Source organism: Edaphobacter flagellatus (assembly GCF_025264665.1).
Taxonomy (GTDB): Bacteria; Acidobacteriota; Terriglobia; order Terriglobales; family Acidobacteriaceae; genus Edaphobacter; species Edaphobacter flagellatus.
In genome coordinates this window covers 3,951,251-3,970,671 of record NZ_CP073697.1, presented here as the reverse complement: position 1 = coordinate 3,970,671, position 19,421 = coordinate 3,951,251, and the positions used below count along the sequence as shown (strand labels likewise).

The window sequence follows — 19,421 nt, the reverse complement described above, 5'->3', positions numbered from 1 at the left end:
ATTGAGTTTTTCCTCGAAGTGGCCTAGTATCTGAATAGCGAATTTATTCTGCCGCTGATGGTACGCCGTGACGTGTCCGGCAAAACGACGGAAGAGATGAGTGGGCTAGAGCCCACTTTTTATTTGCTCTGAAATATGCCCGGAGCCGCAAGGCGGATGGCCCCGCGCAAAGCAACAGGAAACGATGAATGGCGTTGAATCTGGACACAATTCGGGCAACAGCAGAGCGCGTAGCCGCCTCGCACCACCTCGACGTGGTCGACCTGGAGTATCAGGGCGGCGCGAAGTTCCGCACGCTTCGCATCTTCATCGAAAAGAACGCCGAGGAGCGCGCGAAGCTTGCCGCTAAAACCGCCCCTGAAGGCGCGGACGAGGATGCTGCCCTGCCCAAAGGTGTTCCCGCCGAGATGCTCTCGGGCGTTACGCACGAAGATTGCGCCAGCTTCGCGCAGGACTTCGGCACCGTCCTCGACGTAGAAGATCTGATGCCCGGAGCTGAGTACACCCTTGAGGTCTCCTCGCCCGGCCTGGAGCGTCGGCTGCAAAAGCCCGAAGACTACGTCCGCTTTACCGGAAGCCTCGTGAAGATTCAGACTTTTTCGCCGGTCAACAATAACCGGCACTGGCAGGGGCGCCTGACAGGTTTTGCGAATAACGTACTGACGCTGGACCTCTCTGCCGTCAAGCAGAAGGGCAAGGCAAAGAAAGCTGTAACCGCGCCGGTGGTGGAGATTCCGCTGGCCAATATAGAAAAGGCGCAGCTGGTGGCTGAACTCTAGCTCGCCGCATCTGAATAACAACACCGAAAGATTTCAGCTCCGGCAGCGGAATGCTCCCTCGCCGGACGAGTTGCAGAAAAGAAGGACAACAGCAATGGCAAGTGCTTTGTATCAGTCGATCGAAATTTTGAGCCGCGATAAGGGCATCGATGCAAACGTCGTCGTAGGCGCCGTCGAAGACGCAATCGCGCTGGCGACACGCAAGTACTACAAGACGCAGGAGAACATGCGCGCCGAGATGGACCGCGAAACGGGTGAGATCCGCGCGTATGTGTTCAAAACAGTGGTCGACGGCCCCGAGCAGGTCGAGGACGAAATCAACCAGCTGACGCTGGAGCAGGCCCGCGCCCTCGCACCCGAGGTTGAGGTCGGCGGTGAGCTGCGCTTCTACAAGGACACCACGCCGCTCGGCCGTATCGCAGCGCAGATGGCCAAGCAGGTTATTTTTCAGAAGGTCCGCGAGGCTGAGCGCGATACAGTCTTCAACGAGTATGCGCACCGCGCCAATGAGGTCCTCACAGCGACCGTCAAACGTCTGGAGCCGATGGACGTCATCTTTGACCTCGGCAAGGCGGAGGCCCGCATGCCCAAGCGCGAGCAGTCGCGTCTGGAGCAGTTTGCCGTCGGCGAGCGTGTACGCGTTGTGCTGCTGCGCGTCGACCGCGCTGCCAAGGGCCCGCAGGTCATCGTCTCCCGCGCCTCACCGATCCTCGTGCAGAATCTCTTCCAGAGCGAAGTGCCGGAGATCTACGACAACACGGTGACCATCAAGGCCATCGCGCGAGAGGCCGGCGAGCGCACCAAGATCGCCGTACAGTCCCGCGACAAGGACGTCGACCCGGTCGGCGCCTGCGTCGGCATGAAAGGCATGCGCGTGCAGTCCATCATCCGTGAGCTGCGCGGCGAGAAGATCGACATCATCGAGTTCTCCGACGAGATCACCACCTTCGCGGAGAAAGCATTGCAGCCCGCCAAGGTATCGCGCGTCTCCATCACCGATCTCGGCGAGAAGCAGCTTGAGGTCATCGTCGACGACACCCAGCTCTCGCTTGCCATCGGTAAGAAGGGACAGAACGTCCGCCTGGCCGCCAAGCTGCTGCAGTGGAAGATCGACATCAAGAGCGAAGAGGAGAAGCGCCAGGAGGTCGAACAGCAGATGCAGGCCATGGGTGGCGGGCCTTCGACGCCGATCGAGCAGGTCTCCGAGCTTGGTGAGTCCATCATCGAGAAGCTGGTGGCTGCAGGCATCACCACGGTCGAGTCACTTGCCGACATGACCCCCGAGCAGCTCGAAGAGGTTCCGGGCATTGGCGAAAAGACGGTCGAGAAGATTTCGGTCGCCGTGCGCCATTATTTCGGACAGTACGAAGAAGGCGAAGAGCGTCCCGCGACGGTCGCTGCGGCTGTAGAAGGGGAGGGTTCTGTGAAAACTCCGGAAGAAATTCTCGCAAGTGAAGCTGGAACAGGTAGCGCAAAAGAGGTCAACGCATTCAGCGCCGAGGATATCGCCGAAGCTGAAGAGAAGGCGTCGGACTCCGATGCATACAGCGACGCAGATGCGCGCGAAGAACAGATCGAGCAAGATAACGATGCCATCGACACCCTGGTCGACGAAGCCCAGGAGGTCTCCGACGAAGGCATCGACGATGGAAACGACCGTGGCTAGCCGCGGTCGTGAGGCGCTGCATCGCGGATGCAGCAACTTCAGAGATAATAGAGATAACGATTCCTACCTCGAAGAGGCCGATATGAGCAGCTAAGGGCGCTAGGGAAGCAAAATAAAGGAACGGATGAGCAAAGTTCGAATCAACGATCTGGCACGCGAACTGGAAGTGAAGAGCAAGTCCATTCTGGACGCGCTGACGGCTGTCGGCGTTACAGAGAAGAAGACCCACTCCAGCTCTATTGAAGCCGACGAAGCAGAGAAGGTTCGCGCCTACCTGACAGGCGGCTCGCGTGCATCGGGCGCCGGTAAACCGGCTGCCGACTCCAAGCCGAAGTTCGACCTCTCCAAGGTCTCCAAACCCGGCGATGCACTGAAGGCAATCCTCGAGCGTAAGCAGGCCGAGACCGCAGCTAAGGCTGCACCACCCGTTGCAGCGCGTCCGGCCGTTGTGGTCCCGCCCGCTACAGCACAGCGTCCGGCAGCAGCGCCGAGCACTCCTCCGGTTGCCGTCGCGCCTCCTGCTGTAGCTCCGGCTGCGCCTCAAGGTCCGCGAAAGATCGTCCCGCAGCCTCGCCCACAGGCAAATATTGTTGCTCCTCCGCAACAGGCACCGGCCATCGCCACCAAGCCGCCGGCAGGACCGGTTATTGCCCGTCCCCCAGCTACGCCTCCCGCCGCTCCTGTGCAGGAACGCCCGGTGGTCGTTGCGACTCCGAAGCCAGCGGCACCGGCTGCGGTACAGCCACCCGCTACACCGGTTGCGCCTCCCGCTCCGGCTGTGCAGCAAGCAGTCGCACCGGCCACACCAGCCCCTGCCCCAGCTCCGGTCGTTGAGCCTCCGGCAGCTACGCCAGCAGAGACGGCGCCAGAAGCACCCGCAGCAGCCGTAACAGCGCCCGCCGCACCTGCGCGCCGCGTCATCATGCCGCAGACAGGCCCACGCCCCATTTATACGGCCCCTGTCAACGCACCTGGAGTTCCGCCGCGTAATCGCCCCATCTTTGAGCGGCCACGCCCACAGGGCCCTGGAGCCCCCGGAGGCAACCGTCCCTCGCTTCCACCCGGAGCGCGACGGCCCATGCATCCTACGCGCAGCTTCCCCGGCGGTCCAGGTGGCCCCGGAGGTCCAGGCGGACGCCCAGGCTTTGGCGGACCCGGAGGTCGCCCTGGCGGCCCAGGTGGTCGTCCCGGCTTCGGTGGACCGCGCCCTGGCTTTGGTGGCCCACGCCCCGGAGCCCCCGGTCTGCTTCCTCCAGGTTCGGTCGAAGCCCCGGCTGGCCGTCCGCAGGGCCGTCCCGCACCTCGCGGTCGAGGCGGAAACCAACGTTACGAAAAGAGCAAAGAAGGCCCGATGAAGGGCTTTGCTCCGCCACCGCGTTTTGGTGGAGTCCAGATCCCCCACGAGCCGCTGCCGATCACCCGCACCATTACCGTGACGGAAGGCATCAGCGTCAAGGATCTCGCCGAGAAGCTCGACATCCGCGGCAAGGACCTGATCGCAACGCTGTTGATGCGTGGCGTCTTCGTCACGGTCAACCAGTCGCTCGAAGGCGAGCTGGTGAAGGACGTCGCGCGCCAGTTCGGCGCAGACGCTACCATCATCTCGGTCGAAGAGCAGATGGAGAACGAGGCCATCGAAGGCTTCCTCGAGGACACGACCGGCATGACCGAGATCGTGCGCTCGCCCGTGGTCACCGTCATGGGCCACGTCGATCACGGTAAGACCTCGCTGCTCGACGCCATCCGCTTGACCGATGTCGCCGCAGGCGAGGCTGGAGGCATCACCCAGCACATCGGCGCCTACAAGGTCAAAATTACCAAGCCCGACTCGCCCGCCTTCGGCCGCGAGATCGTCTTCCTCGACACCCCCGGTCATGAGGCCTTCACCCGCATGCGTGCTCGCGGAGCCAAGGTCACAGACATCGTCGTCATCGTGGTCGCAGCCGACGATGGCGTCATGCCGCAGACGCTTGAGGCGATCGACCATGCCAAGGCCGCCAGCGTGCCGATCATCGTGGCGATCAACAAGATCGACAAGCCCGAAGCCAACCCCGACCGCATCAAGCAGCAGCTCGCCGAGCGCGGCCTGCAGCTCCAGGGCTGGGGCGGCGACGTCGAATACGTGGAGGTGTCTGCCAAGAAGCGCATGAACCTCGACAAGCTCGAGGAGATGATCTGCCTCGTCGCCGACGTCAACGAGCAAAAGGCACAGCCGGAGCGTCCCGCTGTCGGTACCGTCATCGAAGCCAAGCTCGATCGCGGACGCGGCGCGGTAGCCTCCATCCTGGTGCAGAACGGAACGCTCCGCATCGGTGACAGCTACATCGTCGGCAACACGTTTGGTAAGGTCCGTGCCATGTTCGACGACCGCGGACGCGCCATCGAAGAGGCTGGCCCCTCGACCCCAGTTGAGATCCTCGGCCTCGAAGCCATCCCCGATGCTGGCGATACCTTCCTCGTCATGGCCGACCGCGACCGTGCCAAGGAAATCGCACGCTACCGTACGCTGAAGGAGCGCGAGGCGCAGCTTGCCAAGAGCTCGCGTGTCTCGCTCGAGGGCCTCTCCGAGCAGATCAAGCAGGCCGGCATGAAGGACCTGAACCTCATCCTCAAGGGCGACGTGCAGGGCTCTGTCGAAGTGCTCGCCGACTCGCTCGAGAAGATGTCCACGGAAAAGGTTCGAGTCCGCGTACTTCGCGCAGGCGTCGGTGCCATCACGGAATCCGACGTGCTGCTGGCGTCGGCCTCGAACGCTGTCGTCATCGGCTTCAACGTGCGTCCAGACCGCAAGGCCGCCGAGATCGCCGAGCGCGAGAACGTCGAGATCCGCATCCACTCGATCATCTACGAACTGCAGGACGAGATCACCAAGGCCATGTACGGCCTGCTCGAGCCTGTGTTCAAGGAGAACTACCTGGGACGCGCCGAGGTGCTCAACGTCTTCAAGATCACCAAGGTCGGCCAGATCGCTGGCTGCATCGTTCGCGACGGACTTATACGCCGCGACGCGCAGGTCAAGGTCGAGCGCAACGGCGAGGAGGTCTGGAAGGGCAAGATCGCTTCGCTCAAGCGCTTCAAGGACGATGCCTCCGAGGTCCGTCAGGGTGTCGAGTGCGGTATCGATCTCGGCAACTTCAAGGACATTCAGGTCGGCGATTTCATCGAGGCCTTCACCACCGAGCGTCTCGCCGCCGAACTCGGCCAGACCGCAGCACAACGCAAGGCAGAGAGCGGAGATTCTGCCAGCGCATAGTCTGCCAACCTCAATCCAAAGCAAAGGCCGGGAGCAATCCTGGCCTTTCTTTATGCCTGCGCTGTATGACGGATCGGACGATGAGAATCCTCTACGCCCTTAAAAATCAACCAGAATCCGAGCGGAATCTCGTAAGCCAAAATCGGCATCCAGAGTAAGTTCACGATCGAACCTTTGACAAAGCCGGCCATGTGCAATGGAACACAAATCATCTGCACACCGATCGTGATAACTCCGATCCATGCCAGCCAGCTCGGAATCATGCGTCCACGCAGAAGAAGATACGCAAAAACGAATCCACCCACGACAAAGCAGAACTCACTGAATTGCTCGTCAGGCCGACTCAGGATGTAGTTCGCAAGAAGGCTATATCCGGCCGCGTCTGCGTTCAAAGCATGAGTGCTTACCAAACGAATCAGCTCAAGTTTGCTGAGTATGGGCAATGCCCCGAACAATCCCTCCCCAACACGAAACATCATCGCGAACAAGGCAAGCGACGGAGCAAAGGTTTTGGTAAGGCGATATAGCGTTACAGCCAGCACCAGCGCGCAAAGAACCTGCAGAAGATCCAGCAGTATGGTTACACGCGCCGAAAGAAGCATCTGCGAAAGATTGGAAAGTTGTTGCGCGACATCATCACCCGCAGTGGCTTTTCCGTAGATGATGCTGCTGGACATCGTAAACACGATATAGCTGAGGTACGCGATCCCCGCAGCCCTGGCATCGGCACGTTGAGTCACGAGCAGTTCCCCCCTCTGCAAAGAGGTCTTTAGCTGCAAATCAATGCTGTCAGCATCTCGAGAGGGGTACGCAGATCGGCGATTATTGGTTCCTCAAATCTATTTGGCGGGATAACTCCCCTCACATCAGAACGCCCTAAACCGTTACGCCAGCTTCATGCTCGGCTCTGCGTCCTCCGATGTATCCAAACAGTGCGATGTAGATATAGCAGACTGCGGGGATCATGAACGCATGCTGCACGCCGATGGCATCGGCCAGATGTCCTTCGGCCAGCGGAATCAGTGCTCCGCCGACGATCGCAGCCACCATCAGACTCGATCCTTTGCTCGTCAGCGGCCCCAGTCCTGTCAGGCCAACCGTAAAGATGCTCGGGAACATCACCGAGTTGAACAGGCCCACCGCAAGAATCGTCCACATCGCCGTGTGTCCGTGCGTAAGAATCGACGTCGTCACCAGCAGGCATGACATCACAGCAGCCGTTCCCAGCACTACGCTTGTCCTGAACTTTGTCAGCAGTGCCGAGCCGATAAACCGGCCCACCATCGCACCACCCCAGTACAGAGCCACATACTTCGCCGCTGTCTTCTCCGTAAACCCGGCAATATCCGGCAGACCGAAGTAGTTCACCAGAAAGCTACCGATGGAAACCTCCGCGCCGACATAAACAAAGATGGCCAGCGCTCCGGCAAGCAGCACCGGGTGTTTCCAGATGCTGTCGTCTGTGCCTTCATTCAACTCGCCAGGACGAATGTCGCGCGTGAAGTCCATCGTCGGCATCTTCACCACAGCGAACGAAATCGCCAGCAGCACCAGCGTCAGCCCGATTCCCAGGTAAGGCAGGCGCACGGACGAAGCCTGCTGCGCCCGGTACGCCTGCAGCGCACTGGCCGAAAGCGTCTTTAGTTTCTCCTGCGCCATCGGCGCCTCAACCAGAATGAATGCACTGCCGAAAAAAGGAGCGACAAATGTCCCAAACGAATTGAACGCCTGCGACAAATTCAGTCGTGCCGCACTGGTCTCCGGAGGCCCGAGATGCGCCACGTATGGATTCGCAGCAACCTGCAGCGTCGTAATTCCAGCCGCCAGAATGACCAGTGCCGACAGAAATAACCCGAACGAGGCGGACGCCGAGGCGGGCAGAAAGAGGAACGCACCAACAGCCATCACCAGCAGCCCGATCACCATCGTGCCCTTATAGCCGCGCCACTCCACCAGCTTGCCTGAGGGCAGCGCAAAGATGAAGTACGACGAGAAGAAGCAGAACTGCACCAGCATCGCCTGGGCGTAGTTCAGGTCGAAGATGCCCTTCAGGTGCGGAATCAGGATGTCGTTCAGGCAGGTAAGGAACCCCCACATGAAAAAGAGCATCGTAGCGATGCTCATTGCACGGACATCCGTCTTCTGCGCCGTACCCGAGGAATAACTTGTGGTGGTTTCTGCACTGATAGCCATGTTCCCGACAACTTCTCCTGAACCCAACAAATTGGACTTACTCATCCTATACGCCGCTATAGCATCTGCCCTATTCTTCGTGCCGATGGCGGGCGCATCTGTGGAAAACCAGGTCGAAATTCTGTCAAGCCTCGGTGCACGTCAACTCCTGCCACATCAAGCACTTGCATTTGCCGATTCGTTATGGCCAAGAAGCTATACTTAAAACAGGCAGAACACTGGCCGTCTGCGTTTCAGATTCTTTTAACGGTTCCAGGGTCGCCAGAAAAGGGAGTGCCAGAATAAAGTCTGTCTTTAGAAGACTTTGCACAAAAAAGTACCAGGGGGGGCCCCGGCCTCTTGGAAAGTTGAATAAAGCAGATGACAGCCAGCACACCGACACCTCGCGACCGTAACTTCCGCATGCCCGCCGAATGGGACCCCCACTCCGCTACGTGGATCGCATGGCCGCACAACGCTGAGGATTGGCCCGGCAAGTTCCAGCCCATTCCATGGGTTTACGCCGACATTGTTCGCCACCTCTCTTCCGTGGAAGATGTCCACATCCTCGTCAACAGCCAGGATGCCGAAAAACGCGCAACCAACTTCCTCCGCCGCGCTGGAGCGAACCTCGCCCGCCTGCACTTCCACCAATGGGAAACAGATCGCGTCTGGCTGCGCGACTCCGGCCCCATCTTCGTCAAGAATCCGCAAGGCGAGCTCGCGCTCACCAACTGGCGCTTCAACGCCTGGGCCAAGTATGACAACTATCGCCGCGACGACCAGATTCCGCACCACGTTGCCAGACTCTACAGCATGGAAGAGTTCCAGCCTCAGGTTGAGGTCGAAGGCAAACCGCAACGCCTCGTTCTTGAGGGCGGCTCCATCGACACCAACGGTGCAGGCATCCTGCTGACGACCGAAGAGTGCCTACTCTCCGAGGTGCAGCAGCGTAACCCGGGAGTCTCGCGCGAACAGCTCGAAAAAGCCTTCCACGACTACCTCGGCATCGACCAGGTTCTCTGGCTCAATCGCGGCGCAGCCGGTGACGACACCCACGGTCACGTCGATGACATCACCCGTTTCGTCACCGAAAACACCATCCTCACCTGCGTCGAGCCCAGCACACATGACGAAAATCACCTGCCGCTGGCGGAAAATCTCGACCGTCTGCGCTCCGCCCGCAATCTCGAAGGCAAGCCCTTCAAGGTCGTCGAACTGCCGATGCCCGCGCCTGTTATCTTCGACAATCAGCGGCTTCCGGCCAGCTATGCCAACTTCTATATCGCGAATGATCTGGTGCTGGTGCCCACGTTCAACGACCCGAACGATCGCCACGCGCTGAACATCGTCGCGGAGTGCTTCCCTACCCGCAAGGTGACCGGAATTCACTGCACCGACTTCATCTGGGGCCTCGGCGCGCTACACTGCATGACGCAACAGGAGCCTGCGTAAACCTGATACGGAACGCAGGCATCCAACTAGTCTTTGCCGTTCGTAAAAACTCTTACGGAGACAGATAGACCAAGATGCGAATCATCGCCAGTGCCATGATCTTTTCTGCCGCAATTGCAGCATCGGCGCAACAGCAGCCCATTATTCTGCACAACGCCGCGCTGGTCGACGGCACCGGCGCAACAGCGCGTCAGCACGTCGACATCACGATGCACAAAGGCAGGATCGAGAGCGTTCGCCCTGCTTTCAAGCAGGCTCCCAGCCGCGTTGAGATCGTCGACTGCACAGGTAAGACAGTCATTCCGGCGCTGATTAGCGCGCACTCGCATCTCGGCATCCTGCTCAACAATGCAGACCCTTCTCCGGATGCGTACACAACGGAAAACGTGACCGCCGCGCTCAACCAGTTCGAGCGTTACGGCGTAACGACAATTGTTTCGCTTGGGCTCAATCGCGATCTTGTCTATGAGCTTCGCGAGCAGCAGCGTGCGGGCAAGCTCGAAGGCGCGACGATCCTCACCGCAGGACGCGGCATCGGCGTACCCAACGGCGCACCGGGCCTGAACGTTGCACCCGATCAGGTCTATCGCCCGGCAACGCCGGAGGAAGCACGCAAAGATGTCAATGAATTGGCCAGCCATCATGCCGATCTGGTGAAGTTATGGCTCGATAGCGGGCACGGCAAAATCCCGGCCATGTCGCCAGCCATTTACACCGCCATCATCGAGGAGGCGCATAAGCATCACTTGAAGGTTGCCGCGCATGTCTATACGCTCGACGATGCGCGCAGCCTGGTGAATGCGAACGTGGATATCCTTGCGCACTCCGTCCGCGATCAGGCCATCGATGCTGCCTTCGCTCAGTCGCTGATCCAGCACAAAGTCTGGTACATTCCTACGCTCGCTCTCGATGAGGCCTTCTATCTCTATGCCGCAAGCCCTGAGGTGATGCAGTCCGCGTTCTTCAAGCAGGCCGCCGGACCGCAGCTTCTGGCAAAGCTCACCGCCACTGACTATGCCGAGAAGACGCTGGCCGCGCCGCAGACGGAACAGGCGAAGAAGGATCACGTCATCGCGATGAAGAATCTCAAGATGCTTTCGGACGCTGGGGTCTCGATCGCCTTTGGCACGGATTCCGGAGCCGTTACCGGCCGCATTCCAGGGTTCAGCGAACATCGTGAGCTCGAAGATCTGGTCGAAGCAGGCATTACGCCACTGCAAGCCATCTCGCTTGCAACAGGCGAGAGCGGACGCCTCATCCATGAGCTTAACCCGCATCTCAACGTGGGGCTCGTCAAGGAGGATTACTCTGCAGATCTCATCATCCTCTCGGCCGATCCTCTGATGGACATTCGCAATACGCGCCGCATCGACGCGGTCTATCACCATGGTGTGCTCGTTCCCAACACACCACCGAAGAACTGACCATGACCGCAGAATTACAGACGCAGCACGACGAAAAGATGATGCGTCTCGCCATCGCCGAAGCCCGCGCCGCAGAAGCCGCTGGCGAGGTTCCCGTCGGAGCTATCGTTGTCGCGCCGGATGGCGAGACGATTCTTGGCTATGGACAGAACCGTGTTCTTCGCGACAGCGATCCGACGGCACACTGCGAGATCGTCGCCATGCGCGAGGCCGGACGCATGTTGAGAAACTATCGCCTGCTAACGCCTGAAGGTGATGGCTGCACGCTTTATGTGACGCTGGAACCCTGCGCGATGTGTGCCAGCGCCATTCTGCACGCACGCATTGCGCGGCTGGTCTACGCTGCTGATGATCCGAAGGCAGGAGCATGCGGCAGCGTGCTGAGCGTGATGAACCACCCTCAGCTCAATCACCGCGCCGAGGTAACGACTGGTGTGCTCGCAGACGAATGCAGTCGTATGCTTAGCAATTTTTTCCTCGTCCGGCGCGGAAAGAAGCCGCTTGATCTGCGCTCTGACTCGCATCCTTTGGATGCTGAGGATGATCTGTAAACTTCTCACTAAGGAGAAACAGGCATGGCAGGCCGTCTCGCAGGCAAGACCGCAATCGTTACAGGCTCCTCCTCCGGCATCGGTCAGTCCATCGCCATTCGTCTCGCGTCGGAAGGAGCTAACATCGTCGTCGACTATCGCAATCATCCTGAAGGTGCCGACGCGACGAAGCAGCAGATTGAGACAGTGGGAGCCAAGGCGATCGTCGTTCATGCCGATGTTTCGAAGCTAGCCGACACCCAGCAGCTTGTCGATCAGGCATGGCAGCAGTTTGGCGGCTGCGACATTCTCGTCAACAATGCGGGCATCGAGAGGGCTGCGGATTTCTGGGAGGTCACGGAGGCCGATTACGATGCTGTGCTTGGCATCAATCTGAAGGGTGCGTTTTTTCTTACGCAGGCCTTCGTCCGCCGGCTACGCGATGCAAAGCGTCCGGGGCGGATCGTCAATATCAGCTCCGTGCATGAGGACATGGCGTTTCCTCACTTTTCGACGTATTGCGCCTCAAAGGGGGCGATGCGCATGCTCGCACGCAATCTGGCTGTAGAACTTGGCCCTCTCGGTATCACGGTGAACAACATTGCACCGGGAGCAATCATGACGCCGATCAACACCTCCCTGCTGGATGACAAACCCAAACTCGATGCGCTGCTGAAAAACATCCCGCTGGGGCGCATGGGAAAGCCGGAGGAGGTCGCCGGGCTTGCCGCCTTTCTGGCCTCCGACGAGGCAGCCTACATCACGGGCAGCACCTATGTGATCGATGGTGGATTGATGGTGAATTACCACGAACAATAAGTGATGGCAAAGAGGTGGCACTGCAACTAAAGGGTTACGCTGGGCAGGCAGACGGGGGATGTTCCCATCTTGTAAATAGCGGCATCATGCTCATGAGACGGCAGAAAGCCGCCACCGCTGAGGAGATTGCCCCATGGTTCACGACTTGGTTCTCGCCCTGATCTTTCTTGCAATGATCATCGCTCCTGCATTGCTCGCCATGCGCTCCGAAAAAGAGGAGAAGGACGCCCTGTAAGCGCCTTTACTCGTGGCCCTGTAGCACCGGGCCAAACGGATCAACGCAGATCTACGCTTCAGAAGGACAAAAGCCGCACCCCACCAGGGACGCGGCTTTCGTGTGTTTGGGTACGATGAAAATCAGCTGCGCAGCGCCATCTGCTCAGTGACGATCTGGGTAAGATCGGGTTTCTTGAGCCCATGCTCGCGCTCGTTGAACTGGTCGACCTTGCTGGACCAGTTCATGGAGCAGAACTTCGGGCCGCACATGGAACAGAAGGCTGCCTCCTTGTAGTAGTCGTCGGGCAGCGTCTCGTCGTGCATACCACGCGCAGTGTCCGGGTCGAGCGAGAGAGCGAACTGCTTGTCCCAGTCGAAGGTGTAGCGCGCATGCGAGATGGCGTCGTCGCGGTCGCGAGCACCGGGGCGGTGACGCGCGATGTCGGCAGCATGCGCGGCGATCTTGTAGGCGATGATGCCGTCCTTGACATCCTTCTCGTTGGGCAGACCGAGGTGCTCCTTGGGCGTGACGTAGCAGAGCATCGCCGCGCCGTGCCAGCCGATCATAGCTGCGCCGATGGCGGAAGTGATGTGGTCGTAGCCGGGGGCGATGTCGGTGACGAGCGGGCCGAGGACATAGAACGGCGCACCGTCGCAGAGTTCGACCTCTTTATCGACCTGCTCCTTAATCTTGTCCATGGGAACGTGGCCGGGGCCCTCGATCATCACCTGTACATCCGACTTCCAGGCTTCGCGGGTAAGCTCGCCCAGCGTCTTCAGTTCGGCGAACTGGGCTTCATCGGAGGCATCGGCCACGCAGCCGGGACGAAGGCCGTCGCCGAGTGAGTAGCTGACATCGTACTTCGCCATGATCTTCGTGATGCGATCGAAATTTTCGTAAAGGAAGTTCTGTTTGTGATGGTGAGTCATCCACTGCGCCATGATGGCTCCGCCGCGTGAGACGATGCCGGTGATGCGCTTGGCGACCATGGGGACGTACTGAATGAGAACGCCAGCGTGGATGGTGAAGTAGTCGACGCCCTGCTGCGCCTGCTCCTCGATGACTTCGAGGTAGAGGTCGATGTTGAGGTCTTCGAGCTTCTTCACGCGTGAGAGTGCCTCATACAGCGGCACGGTGCCGATGGGCACAGGCGAGTGGCGCAGGATGGCCTCGCGGATCATCGGGATGTCGCCGCCGGTGGAGAGGTCCATCACGGTGTCGGCGCCGAAGTGAACCGCGGTATGCAGCTTGCGCAACTCTTCCTCGACGTTCGAGACGACGGCGGAGTTGCCGATGTTCGCATTGATCTTGCAGAGGCTTTCGACGCCGATACACATCGGCTCCAGCTCAACATGGTTGATGTTCGCCGGGATGATCATCGTTCCCTTGGCAATCTCGCTGCGAATCTTTTCGGGGGTGACCTTCTCGCGCTGGGCAACGAAGGCCATCTCCTCTGTGATCAACCCTTTGCGTGCAAAGTGCATCTGAGACATGTTCCAGTCGCCAGTGCGCTCAGCCTCGGCCTTACGCTTCACGATCCACTCTGCGCGTCCGGTCGGCACCTTGTAGCCATTGCCGTTGGTGTGCGCATGCCCCTGCTGTGTGTTTCCGCTGCTCATATATCTTTTCCTCGCTCCCACTTAGCGATGTTATCGAGTTAGTATACGCCGCTACGCGCCGTAGCATCGCCGGGTGGGAGCGAAGAGCCGGAGGTGTTCGTTATTCGTTTCTGAGGGCCACCATGGGATTAATCCTCGAAGCACGACGCGCCGGGAGATACCCAGCCAAAGCCGCCACAACACCAAGCACAATCGTCATGGCAATAAACGTCATCGGGTCCGTTGGTCTGGTGCCGAACAGCAACGAAGCAATCAGGTTTGCTACTGCAAGCGATACGACGGCTCCTACAGCAATTCCAACTGCCGTCATGCGCAGCGTCTTCGTCAGCACCCCCATTTGCACGTTGCCGGGTGAAGCACCGAGCGCCATGCGCACGCCAATCTCCTGGGTTCGTCGTGTCACCGAGTAGGAGATCACGCCATAGATGCCCAGCGAGGCCAGCAGCAGCCCCAGCCCGGCGAAGATGCCCACCAGCAGCATGAAGAACTGCCGCGGTGAGAGGGCGTGCTCTACCAGGCGCTGCATGGGGCGAAATTCGACGGCCGCCTGGTTCGGATTGATATCGCGCAAGGTACGCATCACGCTGCCAGCAAGCTGCTCTGGCGGCAACTTGCTGCGCAGCACGAGGACGGCTCCGTCCGGTCCCCAGTCCTTCTGCATCATCGGCAGGTACATCTGCCAGCTGACCTTGCCTTCGACGCTGGTATCGCGGACATCGGCGATCACTCCGATCACACGAACATCTTTCTTACCGATAACAGCCATCTTGCCGACGGCATCTTCATTGGGCCAAAGCTCTTTCGCAGCGGATTCATTCAGGATGACGGCGCCTTCGCTGTTGTCGTTGTCCTGCCAGGTAAAATCGCGACCACGCAGATGCATGCCCATCGCCTTCATGTAGCCGGGCGAAACGATATAGACAAATGCCCCCTTTCCCTCTCCCGGTTTATAGGTTTTTCCCTTGATCCGCGGCCCTCCCCAGGAGCGGTTGCGATCAAGCGGTAGATTGTCGGAAAAGCCGACGGCATCGACTCCGGGAAGACTGCTTACGCGGTTTGCGATGTTCTGCAGGATGGCGCTTCGCTTGTCCGTTTTCCCGCCGTCGTCATAGTCGATGCGCACGGCAGCCGCAGTGCTCGGCTCAAAGCCGAGGTCTACATCAAGCACGTGCAGAAAGCTTCGCAGAAGAAGTCCTGCTCCGACCAACAGAACGCAGGCCAGCGCAACCTCGGAGATCACCAGCGTAGTGCGCATTGTCTCGTGCTGGCGACCTTCGGTCGTGCCATGTCCGCCGTCTTTCAGCGCCTCCTGCACGTTCGTGCGCGAGACCTTGATTCCGGGGACCAGACCGAACAGGACTGCGGTCGATACGGTGATTAACAGCGTCCAGATCAGAGCTGTTCCGTCCAGCCGCACACTGCTCAGCAGGGGAAGTGCGATCGATCCTTGATGCGCGAGATAGCGCAGCAGTCCATAGGCGAGGGCGAGGCCCAAGGCAGCGCCGCCTGCGGCCAGCACGAGGCTTTCGGTCAGCACCTGGCCGATCAGACGCCTGCGGCCCGCGCCGAGTGCGCTGCGCAGGGCAAACTCCTTACTGCGTGCAGCAGCCCGAGCCAGTAGCAGATTGGCGAGGTTGACACAGACAATCAACAGAATCAGTCCCACGGCGCTCCAGAGCACGATCAGGGAGCGGCGCATCTTGCCGCTGATGTAGTCCTTCAGGAAGACGGGATAGGCAGTGTAGTTATTTTTGGAATCCGGAAACCGCTTGCCCCAATAGAACTGCGGAAATAGCGTTCTGGCCTCGATGCGGGACTGCTCAATCGTAACGCCCGGCTTCAGCCTGCCGATGATCGCAATCGTATTTCCATCGTAGCGGATGTCGTCCATGATCAGCGGGGTCAGGACGTCGACCCTGGCTCCTGGAGAAAATGCAGCTCCAAAGTCGAAGCTCTCCGGCAGAATGCCCGCCACAGTTACCGGCTTATTATCGAGCTCGATGGTTTTGCCCACGATGGAGCGGTCGCCACCAAACTGTCGCTGCCAGAAAGGGTAGGTCAGCATCACCGCAGCCGGGCCGCCTTTGATGGATTCCTCGGGAGTGAACTGGCGCCCGAACATCGGCTCTACGCCGAGCACGTGGAAGAAGTTGCCGGTAACCATGATGCCGGTCACAGGAAGCGGAACGCCTCGTCCCGTGAGCTTATAGTTGTCCTCGGTCGAGAAGGCGAAGTAGCCTGTCACATCTTCATAGGACTTGTTCATCGAACGCAGATCTTCATATGCATCGACGGAGTACGTCGATGCCGATAGCCCATTCGCACCATCTGGCGCGATCCATACAAGCCGTGATGGATCGTAGAACGGCAACGGCCGCAGCAAAATGGTATTGACCACGCTGAACACAACAACGTTCGCGCCAATCCCCAGCGCAAGAATCAATATGGCCACCGTCGCAAATCCGCGATCCCGACTTAGGCTGCGCAATGCATAGCGAAGATCCTGCAGCACTCTTTCCAACCAGGGCAAGCCTCGCGACTCGCGCTGCTTCTCTTTCGCCTGTTCCACTCCACCGAACTTCACCATGGCCTTCCTTCTTGCCTCGTCGGGCGACATTCCGTTATGCAGGTTCTCTTCAGTGGCCATCGCAATGTGAGAGGCAATCTCTTCCTCAAGCTCACGATCCAGAGGTTGCTTGCGGAAGAAGGCTCTTAATCGTGCCCACCCGCGGCGCAAGGCATCCATCGACGACTCTTGAGACGGATTCTTCATGGCTCGCTTCCCTCTTGCCCCATAGCCAACACGCGCCCCATCACGCCGGAGAGCCGCATCCAGTACGCCGTATCGTCGGCCAATTGCTTCAGGCCGCGCTTGGTGATCGAGTAGAATTTCGCTTTACGATTGTTCTCCGACGCTCCCCATTCCGCATCGATCCATCCGCGCTGCTGCAGCCTGACCAAAGCGGCATAAATCGTCCCCTGGTTGAGCAGCACCTCGTCGCCGCTGACCTGCTCGATACGGCGGGCAATCCCATAGCCATGCATGTTGCCCATCGTGGCTAAAGTCTGCAGGACCATCAGATCCAGGGTCCCCTGCAAAAGATCCAGTTTCTCGTCTCCCATGCGTTTCTCCTGTGGTATGCCCACATTTATACATGTGGATACGCCACAGGTGCGGAAAGGTTCCCAAAAAACTGGAAAAGAAAATCAACTTCAGCGACAACCCTTGCGTCTAAACGCCCATAAGCCCCTCCCCGGGTAGCGGTGAGAGCGTAGCCTTCTCCGCTGTAAGGAGCCCATATGAAGTCGTTTTCAACCCGATTTGAAGACCTTCCGGCCCATTCGATTGATAATCAGGCAACCAACCGCATCAGGAACCTGACTGGAAATAGTTCTCCGGACCGCCATCTTGTGGCCGAGTTCAAGAATCACATCCGCCGGACAGAGTGTTACCTGGCCCGGCTGGAGGAGCTGCTGCATTCGGCATCTCCAGCAGGCAAGGCCGCCTGAAAACGTCCATGTGTTCTTGGGTCACTCTCTCCCTGTAGAATGGGAGCGGTATGGCAACCTCTGCACAGAAAAGCCCGCTGAAGATCATTGTCGCCACTGTCATCATTCTGGGGACTGTCGCCTATCTCGCCTTCACCGGCGTACGCGACAACAAGAGCTACTACGTCACCATCAGCGAGCTTCAGAAGATGGGTGATAAGGCCTATGTGCGTCATCTTCGCGTAGCCGGGAATGTCGCTCCCGGCTCGATCGAACGCTCGGGTACAAACGCTACCTTCACCTTGCTGGAGCAGGGTAAGACCCTCCGCGTTGCTTACCGTGGCTCTGAGCCTCCGCCGGACACCTTCAAGGACGACTCGCAGGCGCTGGCCGTTGGAACTTACGGCCATGATGGCGTCTTCCATGCCACCCAGTTGCAGGCGAAATGTGCTTCGAAGTATGCTCCTGCGGCAAATCAGACCCCGGCAACAACCGCCACGGCGACGCTTCCAGTAACGCGCTAGCCTACTTCGTTTCGCCGCCGGTTAGGGCTTTCAAATAGTGGTACTCGAACTCCACGCCCTTGTAGTACGAATCGACACCGATTCTCTCGTCGCGTCCGTGCGCGCGAGCATCATCTTCATCGATTCCCATTCCTGAAAATCCATAGGATGGAATGCCCGCAGCCATCGTGTACTTGCTGTCCGTGGCTCCGGTCTCCATTTCAGGAATAATTGGCAACCCAGTCCACATCGCACCTACCACTGAGCGCAGAGCCGAAAAGACTTCTTCGTTCAGCGGCGGAGGCGCCACGGAGAGCTCATGCAACCCTGCATCGCTGGGTTGGCGCGCGCTGTTGAGAAGACTGATCCCGATCTTCGGATCGGCCAGTACCTCAACCAGAGTGGCCCGAATCTCCGCAGGCGTGTGCCCAGGAAAGATTCTGCAGTTGATGTTGGCCTCGGCGCGCTGCGGCAGAGCATTTGGCGCATGCCCTGCCTGCACCATCGTAGCAACGCAAGTCGTGCGCAGCATCGCATTGTAAAGAGGGTCATGCGACAAACGCGCGGCAGCAGCCGCGCTTGGCGGTGACTTCAAGATGGCGCGCATGTCTTCGGCATGTCCCTTCTGCATCTTTGCCATCGCTTCGAAATATCCGCGCGTCACTGTGTTCAGTTCCAAGGGAAACTTATATGCTTCAAGCCTGCTGAGCGCGTTGGAGAGTCTATAAATAGCGTTGTCGCGCCGAGGTAGCGAGCTATGTCCGCCGGGATCGGTTACGGTCAGGCGGAAGTCGGCATAGAGCTTCTCCGTTGCTTCCACGCCCATGCTGATGGGCTTTCCTCTCACCGTATTCAAACCGCCGGCGTCGGCATTCAGCGCAAAGGCTGCATCGATCAGGTCTCGATGCTCCTTGAGGAGCCAGCTCACACCGTTCGACCCGCCACCTTCCTCGTCCGCAGTGAGGGCGAGAATAATGTCTCGGTCTGGTTGATACCCCTCCTTCTTCATACGGACAACGCTGGCGACAATCGCTGCAACGGAGTCCTTCATGTCCTGCGTGCCGCGACCGTAGAAGTAGCCGTCTTTCTCTGTGAATACGAATGGATCGGTTGTCCAGTCCTCGCGTTTCGCCTCGACCACATCCGTATGAGCAATCAGCAGCACGGGCTTCTTCGTACTCCCTTGCACACCGCGATAGCGAGCGACCAGGTTGCCTTTGCGTTCGTTTGGACCGAGCACGACAACGTCTGCCTCAGGGAAGCCTGCGTCCAGCAGACGCCTCCGCATGGCCTCGGCAGCAAGCGTTGTGCTGCCCACCGAATCCGTCGTATTGATCTCAATCAGCTGCTTGAAGATGTCACGAGCTGCCTCTCGTGAGGCGGCATCCGACGCTGCCTGCGCGTTCAGCATCACTACAGACGCACTCAATACCGCACACAAACTAGCGCATAAAGCGACAGATTTACCTTTCATCACACGGCTCTCCATGCTTTC

At 59.2% G+C, this 19,421-nt stretch carries 15 protein-coding genes; 9 read left to right on the top strand and 6 right to left on the bottom strand.

The genetic code is table 11. From position 1 onward, the window contains the following. The first annotated feature begins 188 nt into the window (after positions 1–188). The 3 genes from KFE13_RS16630 to infB all read left to right on the top strand — a co-directional run bounded on the left by KFE13_RS16630 (position 189) and on the right by infB (position 5,698). Complete coding sequence (locus tag KFE13_RS16630; protein WP_260704672.1) at positions 189–779, top strand: ribosome maturation factor RimP; 591 nt, start codon at positions 189–191, stop codon at positions 777–779. Between the two features lie 94 nt (positions 780–873). Continuing rightward, complete coding sequence (nusA, locus tag KFE13_RS16625; RefSeq protein ID WP_260704670.1) at positions 874–2,445, top strand: transcription termination factor NusA; 1,572 nt, start codon at positions 874–876, stop codon at positions 2,443–2,445. Positions 2,446–2,569: 124 nt separating this feature from the next. Next, positions 2,570–5,698 carry a translation initiation factor IF-2 gene (gene infB, locus KFE13_RS16620; RefSeq protein WP_260704667.1) on the top strand — a complete coding sequence of 1,043 codons (3,129 nt, stop codon included), beginning with the start codon at positions 2,570–2,572 and terminating at the stop codon, positions 5,696–5,698. Between the two features lie 50 nt (positions 5,699–5,748). Here the strand turns inward: infB and KFE13_RS16615 are convergent, their stop codons facing one another. Both KFE13_RS16615 and KFE13_RS16610 read right to left on the bottom strand, forming a co-directional pair. Further along, entirely contained in the window at positions 5,749–6,438 is a 690-nt protein-coding gene (locus tag KFE13_RS16615) for a DUF4386 domain-containing protein (protein ID WP_260704660.1), read from the bottom strand. A 136-nt stretch (positions 6,439–6,574) separates the two neighbouring features. After that, positions 6,575–7,891, bottom strand: coding sequence for a sugar MFS transporter (locus tag KFE13_RS16610; RefSeq protein WP_260704658.1), 1,317 nt, complete (start codon positions 7,889–7,891; stop codon positions 6,575–6,577). A gap of 360 nt (positions 7,892–8,251) precedes the next feature. Between KFE13_RS16610 and KFE13_RS16605 the strand changes: the two genes are divergently transcribed. From KFE13_RS16605 to KFE13_RS16590, 4 genes are all read left to right on the top strand, one after another. Further along, positions 8,252–9,325 (top strand): agmatine deiminase family protein, encoded by a 1,074-nt coding sequence (locus KFE13_RS16605; protein ID WP_260704656.1) that lies wholly within the window; start codon positions 8,252–8,254, stop codon positions 9,323–9,325. 74 nt (positions 9,326–9,399) lie between these two features. Further along, entirely contained in the window at positions 9,400–10,749 is a 1,350-nt protein-coding gene (locus KFE13_RS16600) for an amidohydrolase family protein (RefSeq protein ID WP_260704654.1), read from the top strand. 2 nt (positions 10,750–10,751) lie between these two features. Further along, a complete protein-coding gene (gene tadA, locus KFE13_RS16595) occupies positions 10,752–11,300 on the top strand; it encodes a tRNA adenosine(34) deaminase TadA (RefSeq protein ID WP_260704652.1) in 549 nt (182 codons plus the stop codon). A gap of 24 nt (positions 11,301–11,324) precedes the next feature. Beyond that, positions 11,325–12,098, top strand: coding sequence for an SDR family NAD(P)-dependent oxidoreductase (locus tag KFE13_RS16590; protein WP_260704650.1), 774 nt, complete (start codon positions 11,325–11,327; stop codon positions 12,096–12,098). A 357-nt stretch (positions 12,099–12,455) separates the two neighbouring features. Here KFE13_RS16590 and thiC read toward each other — a convergent pair whose 3' ends face one another. The 3 genes from thiC to KFE13_RS16575 all read right to left on the bottom strand — a co-directional run bounded on the left by thiC (position 12,456) and on the right by KFE13_RS16575 (position 17,057). Beyond that, positions 12,456–13,934: a phosphomethylpyrimidine synthase ThiC gene (thiC, locus tag KFE13_RS16585; RefSeq protein ID WP_260704649.1), complete on the bottom strand. Its 1,479-nt coding sequence runs from the start codon at positions 13,932–13,934 to the stop codon at positions 12,456–12,458. Between the two features lie 100 nt (positions 13,935–14,034). After that, the gene (locus KFE13_RS16580; protein ID WP_260704647.1) at positions 14,035–16,707 is read right to left on the bottom strand and encodes an ABC transporter permease; all 2,673 of its coding nucleotides are present in this window, start codon (positions 16,705–16,707) and stop codon (positions 14,035–14,037) included. Next, on the bottom strand, positions 16,704–17,057 hold the full coding sequence (locus KFE13_RS16575) for a PadR family transcriptional regulator (protein ID WP_260704645.1): 354 nt from the start codon (positions 17,055–17,057) through the stop codon (positions 16,704–16,706). Before KFE13_RS16575 ends, KFE13_RS16580 begins: the two co-directional genes overlap by 4 nt. A gap of 177 nt (positions 17,058–17,234) precedes the next feature. Here KFE13_RS16575 and KFE13_RS16570 point away from each other — a divergent pair, with 177 nt between their 5' ends. Further along, entirely contained in the window at positions 17,235–17,444 is a 210-nt protein-coding gene (locus KFE13_RS16570; RefSeq protein WP_260704643.1) for a hypothetical protein, read from the top strand. Positions 17,445–17,494: 50 nt separating this feature from the next. Continuing rightward, the gene (locus tag KFE13_RS16565; protein ID WP_260704634.1) at positions 17,495–17,947 is read left to right on the top strand and encodes a cytochrome c maturation protein CcmE; all 453 of its coding nucleotides are present in this window, start codon (positions 17,495–17,497) and stop codon (positions 17,945–17,947) included. A gap of 1 nt (position 17,948) precedes the next feature. Here the strand turns inward: KFE13_RS16565 and KFE13_RS16560 are convergent, their stop codons facing one another. After that, positions 17,949–19,400, bottom strand: a complete 1,452-nt coding sequence (locus KFE13_RS16560) for a M20/M25/M40 family metallo-hydrolase (protein WP_260704633.1) — start codon at positions 19,398–19,400, stop codon at positions 17,949–17,951. Positions 19,401–19,421: the final 21 nt, after the last annotated feature.